Consider the following 14,915-nt stretch of genomic DNA (forward strand, 5'->3'; position numbering starts at 1 on the left):
CAATTTGGGCAGAAATCTGACCAAATCATGACTTTGATGCGTGGCCAAAGCGTCAATTAAGATACAATTAACCCTGACACCATTGGGAATGGAGCCAGGGAATGACCGTACAAGATTTCTTTTTCCGAACGCCTCTCATCGAAGAGGCAACGGAGCTTGCCAACCGCATCGGAATGCAGATCGAAGTTGGCCATGATTTCCGGCAGTTCGACCGGATCCTGCAGGAGGCGAAGGGGCACGAGATCAGCATGCCCTTCGACCCGGACCTGCATAAACTGAATGAATACAATGCCTTCTGGCTTGTGGGTCGGACCGAGAAGGGCGAGGTCGCCCATACCCAGGCGGTGCGTCTCTACGACATGAGCCGCATCACGCTGGGCGAGTATCTGGAGGACAACTTTCGCGGATTCCCGCCCGCAGGCGTGCCGCTGAACCTCGAGGCTTCGCGCTATCGGGCGGGGCCGGGTGCGCGGCGAATCAGGGGGCGTGTGTGCTACCACGGCGAGATGTGGCTGGACGAAACCGCCGGCGAGTTTCGCGGAAAAGGTGCATCTGGCATCCTGACCCGGCTCGGCTTCCTGCTGACGATCGAAAAGCTGGCGCCGGACTACATTTTTGCGTTGATGTCGCGCATGGTGGCTTGCAAGGGCCTGCCGCAGCGCGCGGGATTCATGCACACCGAGCCGGGGGCGCTCAGCTGGAAGCTGGCCGACAGCGACCGCGCCATCGAGGGCTTCATGGCCTACATGTCGATGGAAGATCTGCGTTTCCTGCTGCGCCTTCCGATGGAGGAGCTCGTCGCCTGAAGCGACGCGATACGTATGGTTCCATGGTGTTCTGGCCGGGCTCTGCCCGGCCTTTTTTCTTGTCCTCAGGACAGCAGCTTCGGCCCCTCGCACCACCCGATCGAGACGGTTGCCAGCGCCGGCGGCACGACCTCGAACACCTGCTGCAGCACCACCGCCCCGTCCAGCTCGAGCCGCATCACCCAGGTGCCGTGCACGATCTCGTAAGCGTCGTCGAACTGGAAGCTGCTGAGCCCCAGCGCATCGGTCGTGAGCGTCACGGTATAGCTGTCCACCGTGCGCCCCGCAGGGCCGTAGGGCGGGTGGGTCAGGACGATCCGGCCCACCTGCGGCGAGGCCGAGCCCGGTGCCAGCCTGTAGCGGACGCCGAACCCCAGCCCCAGCTCGCCCGGCACCAGGGTCGTGGCGAAATCCGGCGGGCCGGGGTCGGTGACGAGGTCGATGAAGCCCTTCTCGGTCTCGGGCGCGGCGCGCTGCGCCTCGGCTTCGGTCGGGCAGAACACGCCCACGTTCTCGAGGATCAGCGGATCCGAGACGAAATTGGCCGGCTCCGCATGGGCGGGGCCGGCCAGGATCAGGGCACTCGTGAGGGCCGCGAGACGCATCAGCCGATTGCGGCCGCCTTCACGTCCTCGTCGATGAAGGGCACGTATTGCTCGAAGTTGTCGGCGAACATCTTCACCAGCTTCTGGGCCTGGGCGTCGTACTCTTCCGGCTTGTCCCAAGTGCGGCGCGGGTCCAGCAGGACCTCGGCCACGCCGGGCACCTGCACGGGCACTTCGAAACCGAAGTTCGGGTCCTTGCGGAACTCGGCCTCGGCGAGCGATCCGTCCAGTGCGGCGGTCAGCAGCGCGCGGGTCGCCTTGATCGGCATCCGCGAACCGGTGCCATAGGCGCCGCCGGTCCAGCCAGTGTTGACCAGCCAGCAGGTCGCGCCGTGCTTGGCGATCTTGTCGCGCAGCAGGTTGCCGTATGCCTCGGGGCGACGCGGCATGAAGGGCGCACCGAAGCAGGTCGAGAAGGTCGGCTCGGGCTCGGTCACGCCGCGCTCGGTGCCGGCCACCTTCGAGGTGAAGCCCGACAGGAAGTGGTACATGGCCTGCGCCGGGGTCAGCCGTGCGATCGGTGGCAGAACGCCGAAGGCGTCGCAGGTCAGCATGATGACGTTCTTGGGGTGGCCGCCCATCGCCGTCTCCGACGCGTTCGAGATGTACTCGAGCGGGTAGGCGCAGCGCATGTTGGCGGTCAGGCTGTCATCCTCGAAATCCAGCTCGAAGGTCTCGGGATCGAAGACCATGTTCTCGATCACGGTGCCGAATTTCTGCGTCGTGGCGTAGATCTCCGGCTCGGCCTCGGCCGAGAGGTTGATCGTCTTGGCATAGCAGCCGCCTTCGAAGTTGAAGGTGCCGCGATCCGACCAGCCGTGTTCGTCGTCGCCGATCAGCACGCGGCTGGGGTCGGCCGACAGGGTGGTCTTGCCGGTGCCCGACAGGCCGAAGAACACGGCCGCGTCGACCGGGTTGCCCGGCGCGTGGTTGGCCGAGCAGTGCATCGGCATGATGCCCTTTTCCGGCAGCAGGTAGTTCAGCAGGGTGAACACCGACTTCTTGTTCTCGCCCGCGTATTCGGTGCCGCCGATCAGGATCAGCTTGCGCTTGAAGTTCATGGCGATGACCGTCTCGGAGCGGCACGAATGCTTGTCCGGGGTCGCCTGGAAGCTGGGGCAGTTGATGACGGTGAAATCCGCGGTGAAGTCATCCAGCGCGTCGCGGTCGGGGCGGCGCAGCATGTGGCGGATGAAGAGGCCGTGCCAGGCCAGCTCGGTCACCATGCGGACGTCGATGGAATTGGCCGGGTCGGCGCCGCCCACGAGGTCCTGGACATAGTAGTCCTTGCCCTTCATGTGCGCGAGCATGTCTTCGTAGAGCGCGTCAAAGCCCTCTTCGGTCATCTTCGCGTTGTTGTCCCACCAGATCTTGTCGGTCACGTCGGGAGTATCGACGACATGCTTGTCCTTGGGGGACCGGCCGGTGAACTTGCCGGTCGAGACCAGGAAGGTCCCGCCCTGGCCCAGCTGGCCTTCGCCGCGCTTGAGCGCGTGCTCGATCAGAGCGGGCTCCACGAGGTTGTAATAGACATTGCCCAGCCCCGTGATGCCTTGATCCTCGAGGGTGAACTGCGGGTTGACCCGTCCAGATGCCATTGTCGAACTCCTGTAGCCGCGACTGATGCGGCGGATTTTCAGTATCTTTCCGCCCGGAAAATCGGGCGGCTGTCACACGGCTGACGCCGGGGACGAGGTCCACTTAACACGCGCAAAACGGGGGTGAACAGGACCGATGCGCACAGTTAGCGCAACCAAGGCGCCTTTTAGCGCAATCATATTTCGCGTCCGCCGGCGAGGGCGGCGATCGGGGCGTGTCATTTTAGCCATTCATTACCGATTTTCGCCCCAAATAAAGCGGTGCAACGGGCCTGATTCGCCGTAGGGGATTGATTGGACGCACGAAATCGCAGCATAGTGTTCAAAAAAGCAGGCTAACGAGCAGAACAAGGATAAGTAAAATGTCCAAGATCGCCCTTGTGGACGATGACAGGAATATTCTGACATCCGTCGCCATGACCCTCGAGGCAGAGGGTTTCGAGGTGGAAACATATAATGACGGCCAGGCCGCCCTGGACGCATTCAACAAGAAACTGCCCGACATGGCGGTGTTCGACATCAAGATGCCGCGCATGGACGGGATGGACCTGCTGCAGCGCGTCCGTCAGAAGACCTCGATGCCGGTGATCTTCCTCACCTCCAAGGATGATGAGATCGACGAGGTGCTCGGCCTGCGCATGGGCGCCGACGACTACGTGAAAAAGCCCTTCAGCCAGCGCCTGCTGGTCGAACGCATCCGGGCGTTGCTGCGCCGGCAGGAAGCGGTGGCCGGCGACGTGGTCGGCGATACCGAAGAAACCAAGGTCATGGTCCGCGGTGACCTGCGCATGGACCCGCTGCGCCATGCCGTCACCTGGAAGGAACAGGACGTGTCGCTCACCGTGACCGAGTTCCTGCTGCTTCAGGCCCTCGCACAGCGCCCCGGTTTCGTGAAATCGCGCGACCAGCTGATGGACGTGGCCTACGACGACCAGGTCTATGTCGACGACCGCACGATCGACAGCCACATCAAGCGCCTTCGCAAGAAAATGCGCTCGGTTGACCCGGATTTCTCGGCAATCGAGACGCTTTATGGTATCGGGTACCGGTACAACGAAGAGTGACATGGCCCTCGCCGAAAGGATCACGGTGCGTGACGAGGTAGCGGGACACGACGCAGATGTCGTCCTCGGGGAGGACTGGGTCAACCCCGAGACCGATGTCAGCAAGGAACTCCGGGCCCGGCGGGCACGGAGGGGGTGGTTTGCGCTCAACCAATCCCCGCTGACGCGCAAGATCATCATCTTCAATTTGATGGCCCTGCTGGTTCTCGTGCTGGGCATCCTCTACCTCAATTCGTCGCGCGACACGCTGGCCCTGCAACGCTCGGCCGGGCTTGTCAGCGAGGCAGAGCTTGTCGCCGACGTGCTCGAGGCGCAGCTGCCGCGGTCGGCGCCGGTCAACCTGGGCACTGGCGACGGCGTGGATATCGCCGCGACGCTGGCCGGGATCGACCTGCGGGCCGGCTCCATCGTCGAGGTCTTCGATGCCACCGGGGCCCATGTCGCCGGGGTCGTCGGCGCCCGCGACCTGACGCGCATCCGCGGGCTGAACCCCGAGGACGCGGCACGCACCCCGATCATCGACGCGCTGGGCCGCGCCTTTGACACCTTTTCGGTGGTGATCCCCGACTGGGGTGACGACCCGGCGCCCGCCGTCGACCAGATGATCGGCCACCTTGGCCCGACGCTGCAGGGCGCGACCGAAATCCACGACGGGATCGAGCTGGAAGAGGGCAGCGTGCTCTGGGTCACCACCCCGATCATGCAGGGCGACACCGTGGTCGGCGTCGTCGCGGTCACCGGCTCGGTCGGCGAGATCGACTCGCTTGTCGATGGCGAGCGTGAACGGGTCTACCAGATGTTCGTGGTCGCGGCGCTGGTGTCGATCGGCCTCAGCCTCGTTCTTGCTTCGACCATCGCCAACCCGATTTCCGACCTGGCCGCGGCGGCCGAGCTGGGGCGCGACCGCGGCCGGCGCGGCAACAACGTGACCGCCGCGCGCATCCGCATCCCCGACCTGACCGCCCGGCCCGACGAGATCGGGCGCCTGTCGGGCGCACTGCGGGGCATGGTCTCGGCGCTGTATGAACGGATCGACGCGAACGAGCAGTTCGCCGCCGACGTGGCGCATGAGATCAAGAACCCGCTCGCCTCGCTGCGCTCGGCCGTGGGCAGCCTGCGCTTCGTCAAAAAGGAAGAGCACCGCGAGAAACTGCTGGACGTGATCGACCACGACGTGCGGCGGCTCGATCGCCTGGTCAGCGATATCTCGAACGCCTCGCGGCTCGACAGCGAACTGGTGAAGGAAGAGGAAGAGAGCTTTGACCTGCTGAAGATGCTTGGCAACCTGGCCGAGTTCCTGGGCCAGGACGCGCAAAGCAAGGGCATCGATTTCATCACCGACATGCCCAGCGACCAGATCATCATCAACGGGCTCGAGGCGCGGCTGGCGCAGGTCTTTGTCAACCTCATCACCAACGCGATTTCCTTCTGCGAGGATGGCGATGCGATCCGCGTCTGGACCCGCAAGCGCGAGAACCGCGTGCTGGTGGTGGTCGAGGATACCGGCCCCGGCATCCCCGAAGAGGCGCTGACCAAGATCTTCAACCGGTTCTACACCAACCGTCCGACCGACGATTTCGGCAACAACTCGGGCCTTGGCCTGGCCATTTCCAAGCAGATCGTCGAGGCGCATGGCGGCGTGATCTGGGCCGAGAACATCCGCCCGACCGAGGCGGACGCCAGCTCGGAACCGCTGGGTGCACGGTTCGTCGTCGGCCTTCCGGTCTAGGCCAGTGACCCGACCGGCGACTCCCGACGAAACCCTCCATGCCACCTGCGTCGCCTGGGACGGGCGCGGAATGCTGATCCTCGGGCCGTCGGGCGCCGGCAAAAGCACCTTGGCGCTGGGGCTGATGGCCCACGGCGCCACGCTGGTCGCCGATGACCGGACCCATGTGGCAGAGCAGGGCGGGCAGGTGATGGCCTGGGTGCCCGAGACGATCCGCGGCCGGATCGAGGCGCGGGGCGTCGGCCTGCTGCATGCCGAGATCACCGGCCCGGTGCCGCTGGCGCTGGTGGTGGACCTTGGCCAGGACGAAACCGACCGCCTGCCGCCCTGGCGCGAGGCGGTGATCTGCGGCCGGCCGCTCGCTTGTGTTCACAATGCGGGGATCGACCGTTTGCCAGCGCTGCTGATTCAATACATGAGACAGGGACGCGCGGCATGATGGCCACGCCATCCAGATGCAGGAGCCGCCTTTGACCCCCTCCGACACGCGCCAGCGGATCGTCCTCGTGACCGGCCCCTCGGGCGCCGGCCGCTCGACCGCGATCAACGCGCTCGAGGACCTGGGGTTCGAGGCGATCGACAACCTGCCGCTGTCGCTGATGCCGCGCCTGCTGGAAGGCCCGCCGCTGCCGCGCCCCATGGCGCTGGGGGTGGATGCGCGCAACCGCGAATTCTCGGCCGCCGCGATGTCGGAGCTGTTGGACAGTCTCGCCGCGCGCAAGGATATCGCGGCCGAGCTTCTGTACCTCGATTGCTCCGACGCTGCGCTGCTGCGCCGTTTTTCCGAAACCCGCCGCCGCCACCCGCTGGCCCCGGCCGAGACCCCGGCCGAAGGGATCGCGCGGGAATTCGCGCTGCTCGCCCCGATCCGCGACCGGGCCGAGCTGCTGATCGACACGACCGAGATGACCCCGCACGACCTGCGCGCCGAGATGGAGCGCTGGTACGGCGCGGAGACCGGCCGGCGCCTTGCCGTCTCGGTCCAGAGCTTTTCCTACAAGAAGGGCGCGCCGCGCGACATCGACACGATGTTCGACGTGCGCTTTCTGCGAAACCCCTATTGGGAGCCGTCGCTGCGTGCGCTGAACGGCACCGACCCCGAGGTGGCCGAGTATGTCTCGGCCGATCCGCGCTTTGCCGAGTTCTTCGACCGGGTGCGCGCGTTGATGCTGTTCCTGCTGCCCTCCTACGCCGAAGAAGGCAAATCGCACGTGTCGGTCGGCTTCGGGTGTACCGGCGGGCAACACCGTTCGGTTACCGTTGCGGAATCTTTGGCCGAGGCCCTTGCGCAGGACGGCTGGCAGGTGTCAATTAGGCACCGCGAACTGGACCGCATGCCATCGTCGATGGGCAGCGCGAAGAAGGGGCAGCCGCCCAGGAGTGTCGAGGTGGACAAGGCGTGATCGGTATCGTCATCGTCGCGCATGGCAGTTTGGCCAAGGAGTACCTGGCCGCGGTGGAACACGTCGTGGGCCACCAGAACGGGATTCGTGCCATTTCGATCGAAAGCGGACATGACCGGCGGACCAAGCAGATCGAGATCTGCGATGCTGCCGACGAGGTGGACGAAGGCGGCGGCGTGGTCGTGGTGACCGACATGTTCGGTGCCTCGCCGTCGAACCTGTCGCTGCTGGCCTGTCAGCCCGAGGGCCGGCGCATTGTCTACGGCGCGAACCTGCCGATGCTGATCAAGCTGGCAAAGTCCCGGCAGTTGCCGGTGGGTGACGCCGTGCGGCAGGCGCTCGAGGCGGGGCGAAAGTATATTGACTCGCAGAACGTTTCCGCAGACTAGACCCGCCATGCCAGAGACGATCGAGCGCGAGCTGCACATCATCAACGAGAAGGGCCTGCACGCGCGGGCCTCGGCCAAATTCGTTGAAGTGGTCGAGGGGTTTGACGCGCGCGCCGAAGTGTCCAAGGATGGCAACAGCGCGTCCGGCGACTCCATCATGGGCCTTCTGATGCTGGCCGCCCCCAAGGGCACCTCGATCAAGGTGCAGATCCAGGGGCCGGATGCCGCTGCGCTGGCCGATGCGCTTCAGGCCCTGGTCGAGGACCGTTTCGGCGAGGAAATGTAAGGCAAAGCGCCGAAATGCGCGCCCGATCAGGAGAGGGCGAGACACATGGTTGACCGGTCACAGAACACGCCGATGATGCGCCCGCGCCGTCAGGCCACGGTGCCCGTGGTCGACCCGTCGCTGCGTGGCCAGGGCGATGGCGGCAACCTGGCCGACCAGCCCTATGACGGGCGCCGGCTATCCTATGCCAACACCTTCGACAATCCGTTCCAGGTCAAGACCATCCAGGCGATGGAATTTCTGACCGGCAAGCTGCATCTCTTGCGACGCATCCGCAAGTTCGAGGCGATGGGCGTGCCCCATGGGCAGGGCTTCTGGAAACAGGCGCTCGAGGTCATGGGCATCGACCTCTTGACCCCGCAGGAACAGCTGGACCGCATCCCCGAGAAGGGCCCGCTGATCATCACCGCGAACCACCCGCACGGGCTGGTCGACGGCATGGTCCTGGCCGAGCTGATCGGCAAGCGCCGCACCGATTACAAGATCCTCACCCGGTCGCTGCTGACCGGCGTGGGCGAGATCGACGAGTTCATGATCCCCGTCCCCTTTGCCCACGAAGAGGACGCGTTGCAGCAGAACCTCGTGATGCGCAAGCGGGCGATGGACCACCTCAAGGACGGCGGCTGCATCGTGCTGTTCCCCTCGGGCGTCGTCGCGTCTTCGGACACGATGTTCGGCCACCCGGTCGAGCGCGAGTGGAACCCCTTCACCGCCAAGATGATCCAGCGCTCGAATGCCGAGGTGCTGCCGATCTTCTTCCCCGGTTCGAATTCGCGCTGGTACCAGATGGCCAACCGGGTGTCGGCCACGGTGCGGCAGGGCCTGCTGCTGTACGAAGTCGTCCATGCGCTGGACAAGCCGCAGGCGCCGGTCGTCGGCCATACCATCGGCCGCGACAAGATTGCTGAATGGTCAAGCAATCCGCGCGGTTTCATGGCATGGCTGCGCGAGCAGACCCTTTCGCTCGGGGCGAACCCGGCCTAACAATCGGGCCATGCAAATCACCGTTTCCCGCGATGTCTTCCGGCTCGCCCAAGTCTTCACCATTTCCCGCGGCTCGCGCACCGAAGCGCAGGTTCTGACCGTGCGCGTCACGGACGGCGCCCACACCGGTTGGGGGGAATGCGTGCCCTATGCCCGCTACGACGAGACGCTCGACAGCGTCACGGCCGAGATCGAGGGGCTGCCCGCCGGCTTTTCCCATGACGACCTGCCGTGCCTGCTGCCCGCCGGCGCCGCCCGCAACGCGGTCGATTGCGCGCTGTGGGACCTGAAGGCCAAGCAGGCCGGCAAGCGGATCTGGGACCTGCTGGGCCTCGAGGTGCCGGGCCCGGAGATCACCGCCTATACCCTGTCGCTGGCCGAACCCGACCAGATGCGCGCCGATGCGGCCAAGAACGCGCATCGCCCGCTGCTCAAGATCAAGCTTGGCACGCCCGACGACATGGCGCGGCTCGAGGCCGTGCGCGCAGGCGCCCCGGATGCCCGCATCATCGTCGACGCCAACGAGGGCTGGAGCGCGGAGGTCTATGCCGACCTCGCCCCGCATCTTGTCCGGCTGGGCGTGGCGCTGGTCGAACAGCCGCTGCCGGCCGGAGAGGATGAGGCGCTGATCGGGATGGAGCGCCCGGTGCCCGTCTGCGCGGACGAAAGCTGCCACGACCGGGCCAGCCTGCCCGGGCTGAAGGGCAAGTACGACGTGGTCAACATCAAGCTCGACAAGACCGGCGGGCTGACCGAGGCGCTGGCCCTGCGCGACGCTGCAAGGGCCGAGGGCTATTCGGTCATGGTCGGCTGCATGGTCGGCTCGAGCCTGGCCATGGCGCCCGCGACGCTGGTGGCGCAGGGGGCGATGGTCACCGACCTCGACGGCCCGCTGCTGCTGGCCGAGGATCGCGAGACGCCGCTCAGGTTCGACGAGAACGGCGTGCACCCGCCCGAAGCGGGACTTTGGGGGTGAGGCTCGCCGCCTTCGCCGACACCCATGGCAACGTGGATGCGCTGCGGGCGGTGCTGGCGGATATCGACGCCCATGAACCGGACCTGATCGTCAACCTTGGCGATCACGTCTCCGGTCCCCTCGCCGCGGCCGAGACGCTGGACCTGCTGATGGCCCGGCCCGAGATCGTGACGGTGCGGGGCAACCACGACCGCTGGGTCTGTGAGCAATCGCCCGAGGAGATGGGCCCGTCCGACGCCCATGCGCGCGGGCAACTGAGCGACGCGCAGATGGGCTGGCTGCGGGCCTTGCCTGCGACGGTGGCCCGCGCGGACATGGTCCTGTGCCACGCGACACCCGGTGACGATCTGACCTATTGGCTCGACACGATCACCGAGGCCGGCGAGATGACACGTCGCGACCGCGATGGCGTTGCAAAGCTGGCCGAAGGCATCGCCGCCCCGCTGATCCTGTGCGCCCATACTCACATCCCCAACGCCGTCCGCCTGCCCGGCGGGCCGCTGATCGTTAACCCCGGCTCGGTCGGCTGTCCGGCCTATGACGACGATCATCCGGTGTTCCACGTCATGCAGACCGGCAGCCCCGACGCCTCATGGGCGCTGATCGACACGGAAACCGGCGCGGTCACCTTCCGCCGCGTGCCCTATGACACGGCCCGCATGGTGGCCCTTGCCAAGGCGGCCGGGCGCAAGGGATGGGCCGAGGCCATCGCCACCGGCTGGCTGACCCCTTGACGGCGGGCGGCCGCTCGCCTCTGACTCGAACCGGTTCCAACCCGGAGGCAGACCATGGCCTTTCTATCCTCCCTGCGGCGCACCCTCGTCGCACTGTCGCTGTTCCTGAGTCCTGCCTTGGCTGCGGCCGAGCCCTGGCAGGTCGCGTTGACGGCCCAGCAGGGCAAGTCCTTTGCCGAATGGCAGCGGATGAAGACGCCTTCGGCCTTTGCCATCTCGCCGGACGGGGCCTGGGGCTTTTCCGAGGGGTTCGCGACGGACAAGGCCGCGCAGACGGCGGCGATGGGCTGGTGCCAGGAACGCCTGCGCCCGGGGCGGCGGGACTGCATCCTGTTTGGCGTCAATGGCCGCCAGGTCGCCCCGGCGCAGGTCGAGACACGGAAGGTCACCCAAGTCTACAAGCCCGTGGACGGCAGGAAGGCTGCGGCCTTCTTCGGTCTTGCGGGGCTCGATTTCGCGGGCAACCGGGCGGCGGCGCTGGCGCAGCTGGCCCAGGTGCAGGCCGGCACGGACCCCAGCATCGCCTTCGGCCGTGATCGTGGCGTCGAGGCGATCGTGGCGAACCGCAGCCTGATGCTGGCGCAATCGGGGGGCTTTGCGCTCTGGCTCGACGGGGCCGGCTGGGCGGAACAGGCCAGCAAGGCGCAAAGCGGCGTGCTGACCCAGGTCTACCCGCAATGGATGGCGACCCGCGAAGGGCTGGTCTGCCTGTTCGGCGGGTATTTCAGGTCTACCGGCAAGAAGACCGGCACCAATTGCCTGATCCTCAATGGCATCAGCCGGGGCCAGGTGGATTTCAGCTGGGGCGGGTCGTCCAACGTGCGTCGCAAGGGGTATCTTGTCGCGGGCGATGGGCGGCGCGGCGCCGCGCGCTGACCATTGCCGACTTGACGCCGGGCGCGCGGCACGGAAAACAAGGCGCAACCAGATAGGAGCCCGCCCCATGAACACCGTCTACGTCAACGGCGAATACGTCCCGCAATCCGACGCCCGCGTCTCGGTCTACGACCGGGGCTTCCTCATGGCCGATGGCGTCTACGAGGTGACATCGGTGCTGGACGGCAAGCTGGTCGATTTCGACGGCCATGTGAAGCGCCTCTGGCGCTCGCTCTCCGAACTCGACATGGCCGCGCCGGTGACCGAGGACGAACTGCTCGAGATTCACCGCCGTCTGGTCGAGTTGAACAACATCGAGGAAGGGGGCGTCTACCTGCAGGTCACGCGCGGCGCCGCGCCCGAGCGCGATTTCGCCTTCCCGAACCCGGACGAGGTGCCCTCGACCCTCGTGCTGTTCACCTTTGCCAAGAACCTCGTGGGCAGCCCGGCGGCGGACAAGGGGATCAAGGTCATCTCGATCGAGGATATCCGCTGGGGCCGCCGCGACATCAAGACGGTGCAGCTGCTGTACCCGTCGATGGGCAAGATGCTGGCCAAGAAGGCGGGCGCGGACGATGCCTGGATGGTCGAGGACGGCTTCGTGACCGAGGGCACGTCGAACAACGCCTATATCGTCAAGGGCAACAAGATCATCACCCGGGGCCTGTCGAACGACATCCTGCACGGCATCACCCGTGCCGCGGTCCTGCGGTTCGCGCAGGAGGCGCAGATGGAGGTCGAGGAGCGCAATTTCACCATCGAAGAGGCGCAGCAGGCGGACGAGGCCTTCATCACCTCGGCCACGACCTTCGTGCAGCCGGTGGTCGCCATCGACGAGGCGCAGATCGGTGACGGCGTGCCGGGCAAGGTCGCCCGCCGCCTGCGCGAGATCTACATCGAGGAAAGCCGCAAGGCCGCGATCTGACTCCGGTCGATTGACCTCATGACAGGACGCGCGTGGCCCCGCCGCGCGCGTTTCGCAGTTCGGCCCCCGGAACAACCCGGGCGCGCCGGGCGTTGGCCTTGGTCAATCGACAAGAGGGATGGATCATGACAACGCGGTCTCCGCTGACAGGCGGACGAGACGGACAGATGGCCTGGGCCGTCCTTGGCATCTTCCTGATCCTCTTCGTGGCCAGCCTGATCCTTGCCCGCGATTTCCTCATGCCGATCGTGCTGGCGCTGCTGCTGTCGCTGGTCTTTGCCCCGCTGCGTCGCGCGCTGGAACGCACCGGCCTGCCCTCGGCCCTGGCGGCAACGCTGATCGTGCTCAGCCTTGTCCTGGCGGTGACGGCGGCGTTGATGACCATCGCCTCGCCCGCTTCGCGCTGGATTTCCGACGCGCCGCAGATCGTCGAAAAGGTCGAGGACCGGCTGCGCAGCATCCGCCCCTTTGCCGACCGGCTGCGCGAGGTCGGGCACAAGATCGACGACATCGTCGAGGGCGATGCCGAGGAGCAGGACGCTGGCCCGCGCGGCCCCGAGGTGCCCCGCGACGCCCGCCCCGAGCCCGAGCGCCCGGATGTGAACGGCGACGGGGAGGGCGACACCATCGTGGTCCGGGACGAGGGCAGTGCCAGTTCGACCACGTTGGGATCGGCGCTTTACATGGCGCCGCTGGTGATCGCGCAGATGGCCTTTACCACGATCCTGCTGTTCTTCCTGATGGCGTCCGGCGACATGTTCCTGGAAAAGATCGTGACGGTCGCGCGCACGCGGACCGACCGGGAACGCGCGGTCAACATCGTCTTTGACATCGAACGCAAGCTGTCGCGCTACCTGTTCACCATCACGGCGATCAACGCGGGACTGGGGGTCAGCATCGGCCTTGCCATGTGGGCCCTGGGCATGCCCAGCCCGATCCTGTTCGGCGTGATCGGGTTCCTGTTCAACTTCGCCCCCTACGTGGGCGCCATCGCCGGGACCTCGATTGCCATCGCGGTCGGCCTCGTGTCGCTCGAGACGATTGGCGGCGCCTTCGGCGTGGGCGCGGTCTACTTCACGCTCACCTCGATCGAAGGCCAGTTGGTCACGCCTTACTTTGTCGGTCGCAACCTGCGGCTCAACACCGTGATCGTCTTTGTCTGGGTGATGTTCTGGGCCTGGCTCTGGTCGGCCGTGGGCATCCTGGTGGCGACGCCGCTGCTGGTCTCGGTCCGCGTCTTCTGTGACCACATCCCGGCGCTCAGCGGGGTGGGCCGGTTCCTGTCGGATCGCGGGAAGGAAGAGGAAGCGGCCGAGGAATACCTCTCGGCCGGGTCCGAGCGCGAGGCCCCGGCGGAATAGGCGCCGGGGCGAGGGGACTCAGCCCTCCTTGCCGACGTTCTCGGCGAAGGCCTTCTTGAAGTCTTCCTGCTGCTCGGCGCTGGCGGCGGTTTGGTTCTGCGCCTTCCAGTCGTCGTAGGGCATGCCGTAGAAGATCTCGCGCGCCTCTTCCTTGCCGATCTCGATGCCACGCTCGGCCGCGGCCTCGCCATACCAGCGCGACAGGCAGTTGCGGCAAAAGCCGGCGAGGTTCATCAGGTCGATGTTCTGCACCTCGGCGCGGTCTTCCATCAGGTGCTTGCGCAGCCGGCGGAAGGCGGCGGCCTCGAGCTCGATGCGGGTCTGGTCGTCCATGTGATCTCTCCCTTTCGGTTACAGTGCCCTGCCTTGTCCCTGTCTCGGGTCAAAGGCAGGGCGCTTTGGGTCAAAGATTGGTATCCGCCAGCGCCGTTTCAAGCAGCGGGGCGAGCCGTTCGGCCCAGGCGCGCTGCTGGGCGGGCATGGCGATCAGGTCGTTGCGCAGCTCGATCAGCGTGTTGTGGCGGCCTTCGCCAAGCGCGTGGCGGGCGATGGAATCGCCCTCGAGATGCCCGCCGTAGGGTTCGTTCACGCCGACGCAAAGCTCGGGGTCGGCGCGCAGCCGGGCCACCAGCGGGTCCGACAGGCGGGTGTCGTGGCCATGCAGGATGCCGATGTGCCAGGGCCGGGGCGGACGACCGCGCAGCTGGCGGGTGTAGGAATGCACCGCCACGATCACCGTGTCCTCACGCCGCGCCGCCAGCCTGGCCAGCGCCGCGTGGTAGGGGCGGTGATAGGCGTTCAGGCGACGCTCGACTTCCGCCGCGTCAACATGCCTGTTGGCGGGGATGATCGTGCCGTCATAAAGTTTCATCACAAGCGTCGGATCGTCTTCGCCCCGGTTGGGGTCGATCACCAGCCGCGAGAAGTTCGACAGGATCGCAGGCGCGCCCAGCAGCTCGGCCAGCGCCTCGGTCACGCCCCGCGCACCGGGGTCGTAGGCGATGTGACGCGCCATGTCTTCGGCGGCAATGCCCAAGTCTCCGCCATTTACCGCCTCGGGAACGGTATTTGCGGCGTGATCGCAGGTAATCAGCCAGCGCGAGTCTCGCGCTTCGTTCAGGATGTGGTAGGGGTGATATGTCATTTGGGTGCCTGATCCTTGGGCCATTGCTTATGACA

17 protein-coding genes are annotated in these 14,915 nt (G+C 66.1%); 13 read left to right on the forward strand and 4 right to left on the reverse strand.

Going from position 1 to position 14,915, the window contains the following annotated elements; translation table 11 throughout:
• The first annotated feature begins 173 nt into the window (after positions 1 to 173).
• On the forward strand, positions 174 to 806 hold the full coding sequence (locus MF270_RS15585) for a hypothetical protein (RefSeq protein ID WP_238366830.1): 633 nt from the start codon (positions 174 to 176) through the stop codon (positions 804 to 806).
• Positions 807 to 871: 65 nt separating this feature from the next.
• On the opposite strand, the gene MF270_RS15590 is transcribed toward MF270_RS15585, so the two are convergent.
• Entirely contained in the window at positions 872 to 1,411 is a 540-nt protein-coding gene (locus MF270_RS15590; protein ID WP_238366831.1) for a DUF3859 domain-containing protein, read from the reverse strand.
• Entirely contained in the window at positions 1,411 to 3,009 is a 1,599-nt protein-coding gene (locus MF270_RS15595; RefSeq protein WP_238366832.1) for a phosphoenolpyruvate carboxykinase, read from the reverse strand. Before MF270_RS15595 ends, MF270_RS15590 begins: the two co-directional genes overlap by 1 nt.
• A 362-nt stretch (positions 3,010 to 3,371) precedes the next feature.
• Between MF270_RS15595 and MF270_RS15600 the strand changes: the two genes are divergently transcribed.
• The 12 genes from MF270_RS15600 to MF270_RS15655 all read left to right on the forward strand — a co-directional run bounded on the left by MF270_RS15600 (position 3,372) and on the right by MF270_RS15655 (position 13,736).
• Positions 3,372 to 4,073, forward strand: a complete 702-nt coding sequence (locus MF270_RS15600) for a response regulator transcription factor (protein ID WP_238366833.1) — start codon at positions 3,372 to 3,374, stop codon at positions 4,071 to 4,073.
• Position 4,074: 1 nt separating this feature from the next.
• On the forward strand, positions 4,075 to 5,802 hold the full coding sequence (locus MF270_RS15605) for a sensor histidine kinase (RefSeq protein WP_238366834.1): 1,728 nt from the start codon (positions 4,075 to 4,077) through the stop codon (positions 5,800 to 5,802).
• 4 nt (positions 5,803 to 5,806) lie between these two features.
• A complete protein-coding gene (locus tag MF270_RS15610; RefSeq protein WP_336246024.1) occupies positions 5,807 to 6,241 on the forward strand; it encodes an HPr kinase/phosphorylase in 435 nt (144 codons plus the stop codon).
• Positions 6,242 to 6,257: 16 nt separating this feature from the next.
• Entirely contained in the window at positions 6,258 to 7,205 is a 948-nt protein-coding gene (gene rapZ / locus MF270_RS15615; protein ID WP_238366835.1) for an RNase adapter RapZ, read from the forward strand.
• On the forward strand, positions 7,202 to 7,594 hold the full coding sequence (locus MF270_RS15620) for a PTS sugar transporter subunit IIA (RefSeq protein WP_238366836.1): 393 nt from the start codon (positions 7,202 to 7,204) through the stop codon (positions 7,592 to 7,594). Before rapZ ends, MF270_RS15620 begins: the two co-directional genes overlap by 4 nt.
• A gap of 7 nt (positions 7,595 to 7,601) precedes the next feature.
• The gene (locus tag MF270_RS15625; RefSeq protein ID WP_238366837.1) at positions 7,602 to 7,880 is read left to right on the forward strand and encodes an HPr family phosphocarrier protein; all 279 of its coding nucleotides are present in this window, start codon (positions 7,602 to 7,604) and stop codon (positions 7,878 to 7,880) included.
• Between the two features lie 45 nt (positions 7,881 to 7,925).
• A complete protein-coding gene (locus MF270_RS15630) occupies positions 7,926 to 8,864 on the forward strand; it encodes a lysophospholipid acyltransferase family protein (protein ID WP_238366838.1) in 939 nt (312 codons plus the stop codon).
• 10 nt (positions 8,865 to 8,874) lie between these two features.
• Positions 8,875 to 9,840, forward strand: a complete 966-nt coding sequence (dgcA, locus tag MF270_RS15635; RefSeq protein ID WP_238366839.1) for an N-acetyl-D-Glu racemase DgcA — start codon at positions 8,875 to 8,877, stop codon at positions 9,838 to 9,840.
• On the forward strand, positions 9,837 to 10,574 hold the full coding sequence (locus tag MF270_RS15640) for a metallophosphoesterase family protein (RefSeq protein ID WP_238366840.1): 738 nt from the start codon (positions 9,837 to 9,839) through the stop codon (positions 10,572 to 10,574). Before dgcA ends, MF270_RS15640 begins: the two co-directional genes overlap by 4 nt.
• Before the next feature lie 54 nt (positions 10,575 to 10,628).
• Positions 10,629 to 11,450, forward strand: coding sequence for a hypothetical protein (locus MF270_RS15645; RefSeq protein ID WP_238366841.1), 822 nt, complete (start codon positions 10,629 to 10,631; stop codon positions 11,448 to 11,450).
• Between the two features lie 67 nt (positions 11,451 to 11,517).
• Positions 11,518 to 12,375 carry a D-amino-acid transaminase gene (locus tag MF270_RS15650; protein WP_238366842.1) on the forward strand — a complete coding sequence of 286 codons (858 nt, stop codon included), beginning with the start codon at positions 11,518 to 11,520 and terminating at the stop codon, positions 12,373 to 12,375.
• Positions 12,376 to 12,542: 167 nt separating this feature from the next.
• Positions 12,543 to 13,736, forward strand: coding sequence for an AI-2E family transporter (locus MF270_RS15655; protein ID WP_238366843.1), 1,194 nt, complete (start codon positions 12,543 to 12,545; stop codon positions 13,734 to 13,736).
• Positions 13,737 to 13,754: 18 nt separating this feature from the next.
• Here MF270_RS15655 and MF270_RS15660 read toward each other — a convergent pair whose 3' ends face one another.
• Both MF270_RS15660 and MF270_RS15665 read right to left on the reverse strand, forming a co-directional pair.
• Positions 13,755 to 14,069, reverse strand: a complete 315-nt coding sequence (locus MF270_RS15660; RefSeq protein ID WP_238366844.1) for a DUF1244 domain-containing protein — start codon at positions 14,067 to 14,069, stop codon at positions 13,755 to 13,757.
• Between the two features lie 70 nt (positions 14,070 to 14,139).
• Entirely contained in the window at positions 14,140 to 14,880 is a 741-nt protein-coding gene (locus tag MF270_RS15665) for an N-formylglutamate amidohydrolase (RefSeq protein WP_238366845.1), read from the reverse strand.
• Positions 14,881 to 14,915: the final 35 nt, after the last annotated feature.

Source organism: Mesobacterium pallidum, from assembly GCF_019966535.1.
GTDB classification, from domain to species: Bacteria; Pseudomonadota; Alphaproteobacteria; order Rhodobacterales; family Rhodobacteraceae; genus Mesobacterium; species Mesobacterium pallidum.

What these genes read in the sequence shown, in the direction of transcription:
- MF270_RS15595 (WP_238366832.1), bottom strand. Translation starts at nt 3,009, where the DNA reads ATGGCATCTGGACGGGTCAACCCGCAGTTCACCCTCGAGGATCAAGGC.
- MF270_RS15605 (WP_238366834.1), top strand. Translation starts at nt 4,075, where the DNA reads ATGGCCCTCGCCGAAAGGATCACGGTGCGTGACGAGGTAGCGGGACAC.
- MF270_RS15585 (WP_238366830.1), top strand. Translation starts at nt 174, where the DNA reads ATGCAGATCGAAGTTGGCCATGATTTCCGGCAGTTCGACCGGATCCTG.
- MF270_RS15645 (WP_238366841.1), top strand. Translation starts at nt 10,629, where the DNA reads ATGGCCTTTCTATCCTCCCTGCGGCGCACCCTCGTCGCACTGTCGCTG.
- rapZ (WP_238366835.1), top strand. Translation starts at nt 6,258, where the DNA reads ATGCAGGAGCCGCCTTTGACCCCCTCCGACACGCGCCAGCGGATCGTC.
- MF270_RS15655 (WP_238366843.1), top strand. Translation starts at nt 12,543, where the DNA reads ATGGCCTGGGCCGTCCTTGGCATCTTCCTGATCCTCTTCGTGGCCAGC.
- MF270_RS15600 (WP_238366833.1), top strand. Translation starts at nt 3,372, where the DNA reads ATGTCCAAGATCGCCCTTGTGGACGATGACAGGAATATTCTGACATCC.
- MF270_RS15660 (WP_238366844.1), bottom strand. Translation starts at nt 14,069, where the DNA reads ATGGACGACCAGACCCGCATCGAGCTCGAGGCCGCCGCCTTCCGCCGG.
- dgcA (WP_238366839.1), top strand. Translation starts at nt 8,875, where the DNA reads ATGCAAATCACCGTTTCCCGCGATGTCTTCCGGCTCGCCCAAGTCTTC.
- MF270_RS15590 (WP_238366831.1), bottom strand. Translation starts at nt 1,411, where the DNA reads ATGCGTCTCGCGGCCCTCACGAGTGCCCTGATCCTGGCCGGCCCCGCC.
- MF270_RS15650 (WP_238366842.1), top strand. Translation starts at nt 11,518, where the DNA reads ATGAACACCGTCTACGTCAACGGCGAATACGTCCCGCAATCCGACGCC.
- MF270_RS15625 (WP_238366837.1), top strand. Translation starts at nt 7,602, where the DNA reads ATGCCAGAGACGATCGAGCGCGAGCTGCACATCATCAACGAGAAGGGC.
- MF270_RS15630 (WP_238366838.1), top strand. Translation starts at nt 7,926, where the DNA reads ATGGTTGACCGGTCACAGAACACGCCGATGATGCGCCCGCGCCGTCAG.
- MF270_RS15665 (WP_238366845.1), bottom strand. Translation starts at nt 14,880, where the DNA reads ATGACATATCACCCCTACCACATCCTGAACGAAGCGCGAGACTCGCGC.